5 protein-coding genes are annotated in these 4,476 nt (G+C 66.3%); 3 read left to right on the top strand and 2 right to left on the bottom strand.

Translation table 11 applies throughout. The annotated features are described in order from the left end of the window. Positions 1-613: 613 nt before the first annotated feature. Both VLR48_RS10595 and VLR48_RS10590 read right to left on the bottom strand, forming a co-directional pair. Positions 614-1,168 carry a gamma carbonic anhydrase family protein gene (locus tag VLR48_RS10595; RefSeq protein WP_325291754.1) on the bottom strand — a complete coding sequence of 185 codons (555 nt, stop codon included), beginning with the start codon at positions 1,166-1,168 and terminating at the stop codon, positions 614-616. Between the two features lie 2 nt (positions 1,169-1,170). Further along, positions 1,171-1,950, bottom strand: coding sequence for a GNAT family N-acetyltransferase (locus VLR48_RS10590; RefSeq protein ID WP_325291753.1), 780 nt, complete (start codon positions 1,948-1,950; stop codon positions 1,171-1,173). A gap of 236 nt (positions 1,951-2,186) precedes the next feature. Between VLR48_RS10590 and VLR48_RS10585 the strand changes: the two genes are divergently transcribed. The 3 genes from VLR48_RS10585 to VLR48_RS10575 all read left to right on the top strand — a co-directional run. After that, the gene (locus tag VLR48_RS10585) at positions 2,187-2,534 is read left to right on the top strand and encodes a hypothetical protein (RefSeq protein WP_325291752.1); all 348 of its coding nucleotides are present in this window, start codon (positions 2,187-2,189) and stop codon (positions 2,532-2,534) included. After that, positions 2,531-3,787, top strand: a complete 1,257-nt coding sequence (locus VLR48_RS10580) for a hypothetical protein (protein WP_325291751.1) — start codon at positions 2,531-2,533, stop codon at positions 3,785-3,787. The genes VLR48_RS10585 and VLR48_RS10580 overlap by 4 nt, the downstream gene beginning before the upstream one ends. 123 nt (positions 3,788-3,910) lie before the next feature. Then, positions 3,911-4,476: PLDc N-terminal domain-containing protein (locus tag VLR48_RS10575; RefSeq protein ID WP_325291750.1), on the top strand; the 566-nt coding region annotated here is incomplete at its 3' end.

The following is a 4,476-nucleotide window of genomic DNA, read 5'->3' as shown; positions in this document are numbered from 1 at the left end:
CAATCCGCGACCTTTCAACGAGAACCGCGGGCGCGTTGGCGGTACCAAAGTGGCACTTCCCGACCGACACACGCGTGCTTCGGTGCGAGAAAAGAGGTCGTGCCATTGATCGGGGTCAGCTAAATGGCGACCCCTTTACCCTGTCATGCGGCTGGTCGCCTGAGGAAAACGGGAAACTTCAGTTAACCATCAGGTCACCGCCAAGCCTCGACTTCGGACATTTCAGCGCGTGACACCGCCGCGGAGCACCCGACCGCGGTCCGCCTGCCGTTCGGCCCCGGGGCCTCGTCGGCCCGGCGACCCACGGGCAGCGCCATCGGATCGATGCAGAGGTCGTCGCCGGCATCGAGACTCGCGGCGCAGAGCGCCATAGACATGCGTGCCACCGCCGGAGCGGTATCACAAACTCAACAAACCTGCTCGCAGATGTTGAGTTTGCGCCGATCCTACCCTCTGGGGTGGTTGCGACTGGATTGAGGCCGAATGGTCCTTCAGGCGTAGGGCGTCGAGCGGGCGGTTTCGCCGCGGCAATGGGTTGCCGCCCTAAGGGCTTGGCGGGCTGAAGCCCGACCCACGGGGTTCGCGTCTTTCGAAAGGGGTCTTTGTCGTCGGGTCAAGGGGTCGTGACGGCCGTCGATGCCGCCCGATGCCGGGCGGCCAACCGGACATAGTTCTCCGCTACATAGCCGAGATACTCGAACTCCCGGTCGGTGAGTGTCCTCGCCCGCCGCGCCGGTGCGCCGAGCCAGAGATGACCGCCCTCGAGGACCTGACCGGGCGTGACCAGGGACCCTGCCCCGAGCAGTGTATAAGGCTCGAGCACCGCACGATCGAGCACCCGCGCGCCGATTCCGATCAAGCAGTGATGATGGATCTCGCAGCCGTGCAGGACCACTTGATGGCCGACGGTGACGTCCTCGTGGACGACCAGGGGTGCACCGCCGGGCGTGAAGCGGCTGTCGTGCGAGACGTGCAGAATGCTCCCGTCCTGAATGTTGGTCCGCGCGCCGATCTCGATGCGATGGATGTCGCCTCGGATCACGCAGCCGGGCCAGACGGAGGCACCGGGACCGAGCCTGACCTCGCCGATCACGACCGCGGTCTCGTCGACCCAAGCGGACGGATCGATCTGCGGATGCTTGTCTTCGAACGAGCGGATCTGCGTCATGGCTATCGGCGTTCGATTCGACTAGGATCATCGTACCAAACCAAGGCCGCGGTCTCGAAGAAGGCGATCGAGGCATTGGCCGCGCGCTCCCATGAGCTGATCCATACCTGCGGCACCGGACGCCCGGGCCGCCGGGGAAGGGTTTCCGCGGCGGCCCGCCCCCCCGGCTCCCGCCGGTCCTGGTCCGACTCCGAATCTCCGTGGGTCGACACGGGATCGGGAAGCCCGCAGTCATACTCAAGCGTGCCGTCGTCCAACCAAACCGCGTGGCCACCGAGCCGCTTCGCCAGCGCGCGCATCCCTTCGTTGTCGGCGAGTACCTCGCAGCGAAAACGGCGGATCCCCTGCTCCCGTGCCTCGACGATCAGATGCTCCAGCAAAGCACTCCCTACGCCGTTGCCTTGCGCCCGGTCCACGACGGCCATTGCCAGCTCCGCCGTTTCGGATCCGGGCTCCGATCCGGACGCCGAGCGGATGCACCGGGCCACGCCGAGAACCTCCGTGTCCCCGCCCGACACACTCCGGCGCAGCGCCGCGAACGCGAGATGATCACGCCCGTCCGCACCGGTCAGATACGCCAGATCCGCTTCGGTCAATACGCGCTTCGCCCCGAAGAACCGCAATCGGCGCGACGCATCCGAAAGACCCTCGAAACAGACCGTCACGATCGCCGTATCGTCGCCCTCGATCGGGCGAATCCGACAAAAGGTACCGTCCTTCAGACGCACGGCCTCGCCACGAGGCGAGGCTCGACTGCGGGCACGCTCGATACTGATATTCATGGCAAGACTCTCCGAGTTCTCGACGCACCGACCCGGCACGCCGCCCCGCCCGGTCTTCGAAACCGACACCGGGCATTCGAGTCGTTTTTTGTGCACTGCAACATAAGATGGCGGCACGCCGCGATGGTTCAATCCAAACCGACCGGATGACGGGGCGCGCAATGCGGAGAACAACCCGCGTGCGCTCCGGATCATGCACAATAGGCGTCTTGGAAGATGCAGAGGCGAGGACGCGCATGAGCACACGATTCCCTTTTACCTGGGCTGCGGCGGGCCTCGGCCTGGTCCTCGCGCTCGTGCTTGCGCTGGGCGGCGGAATAGACACGCAGGCGGGTCGCGGGATGCCCTTGCTGACCCGACTCTTCATCGGCGAGTTCGGTTTTCTGATCACGGCCGCCGGTGCCTTTTGGGGCTTCAAGCACCGACACAGCCAAGGCGCCGCGATCGCGACCCTGATCGCCGCCCTTGCCTGTGTTGCCCTGGCCGTGGCCTTTCTGGTTATGGGCATCGGGCTTTGGACCGAGGCCTTCGGCGGCACATCGGTCGCGATCCACCCGAGTCCGGTCGGACCGATCCTCGGATGATCGGACTCCTTCGCTGGACCATCGGTGTGCTCCTGATCTCGGCAATCAGCCTCGGCGCCGTCGTGGTCTTCGATCGCGCTCCGCGCGTACGCCAAGATATGCCCCTGACCGAGGCTCAGCGCACTTGGGCCCGAGGCTGGCTCGCCGCGAATCGGCCACGGGGTCCGCGCGAGGGCGAGCAGGCCACGCTGACGCTCTCGCAGACCGAAGCCAACCTGCTCGCAAACTATCTGGTCGATCTCCTCGGTGAAGGGCGCGCACAGGTCGCGCTGGAGAACGGTCGCGCGCGACTCTCGGCATCCATTGCGTTGCCTTGGGATCCGCAGCGCAGCTTCGTCAACCTCGAACTGGCCTTTGTGCAAGACACGCCTCTGCCGCGCGTGGAGACGGCGCGCCTTGCCGGTCTCCCACTCCCGGGCGGGCTGTTTCAGTCGCTCGTCGGGCGTTTCGTGACCGCACTCGATCACGCGGATATCCTTGAGCAGGTCCGTTTGGAGGCCGACCGAATCCAGGTCAGCTATGCCTGGCGAGAGGGCATCCTCGAGGATATCGGTAGCGGGCTGGTCCCGCGGATCGAGCTCGATCGCATGCTCGGCTACCAGACCGCCCTGGCCGCCTACATCGAGACCCGACCGGCCCGTCGGCCGATCGAGCTCGCCGATCTGCTCTCGCACCTGCTGGCCGTGGACCCCGCCATGGATCCCGCCAAGGAGCCCGATGCCGACCCGATCGCGCGCAATCGCGCCGTCATCCTGGTGCTCGCCGCCTACGTGAACGGCAAGGGCCTGCTTGAGCGAGGCGCCACGCGCGCACCGGAGAACCGACCGCGTCGACATGCGGTACTGCTGCAGGGGCGCCGCGATCTTGCACAGCATTTCATGACGTCGGCCGCCCTCGCGGCAAAGGGCGGCGGGATGCTGTCGAATCTGGCGGGTCTCCTCAAGGAGGCCACCGACGCCGAGCGCGGCAGCGGCTACAGCTTCGCGGATCTCGCCGCGAATCGCGCGGGCATCCGTTTTGCGCAACTCGCCACGGGCAATCCGACGGACGCCCGCGCGCTGCGGGTGTTCGCCCGTCGCGGTATGCGCGAGAACGATTTCATGCCGCCGATCGATGGCCTGCCCGAGGGGCTGGCCGAGCGAAACTTCAAAGCCGACTTCGGCGATGCGCAGAGCACCGCCTATCGGCGCATGATCACCCTGATCGACGGCCGGATCGATGCCCGCCCTCTGTTTCGCGAGCGGCCGAGCTGAGGGGATGCGCACGCCCGCAGACGGCGGGTCGTCGCAGCCACCGGGGCGTTGCGACGGGCTTTTCAGGCTGGAGCACCGGGGCGCTCTTCGCGTACCCTGCACCTTGGTCAGATCCCGACGCCCGTGTCTTCCGACAAAGCCGAGTCCATGATCATCCTGTTCCTGCATCTGTTCATCCAAGTCGGACTGGTCGTGCGTGTGCTGCTGCGGCCGAATCGGCAGCCGGCATCCCGGATCGCCTGGGTGGTGGTCATCCTGGCGGTTCCGGTGGTCGGGGCGGTCGCTTACCTCCTGCTCGGAGAGGTCAATCTCGGACGACATCGCGGCGAACGGATGCGGCGCATCTTTGCGCAAGTTCCACGGGTCGCGAGTGATTTCGACCGCCAGCTTGCACCGCCCGAGATCCCGGACACCTATCGCCACCTCTTCCGACTCGGGGCATCCATCAGCGGCTTTGCCCCGGTCGGCGGAAACCGGGCAACCTTGATGGCGGACTCCAACGCCGCGATCGACGCCATGGTCGCCGACATCGACGCCGCGACCGATCATGTCCACCTGAACTTCTACATCTGGCTGCCCGACAACAACGGGCTGTCGATGGTCGCGGCCTTGGAGCGTGCGGCCCAGCGCGGCGTCACCTGTCGCGCCATGGCGGACGATCTGGGCTCGCGCCGGCTGATCCGTTCGAT

This window comes from Thiocapsa sp., from assembly GCF_035467215.1.
Classification (GTDB): domain Bacteria; phylum Pseudomonadota; class Gammaproteobacteria; order Chromatiales; family Chromatiaceae; genus Thiocapsa.
The sequence above is the reverse complement of the archived record's forward strand: the minus strand, read 5'-3'. Positions and strand labels throughout refer to the sequence as shown.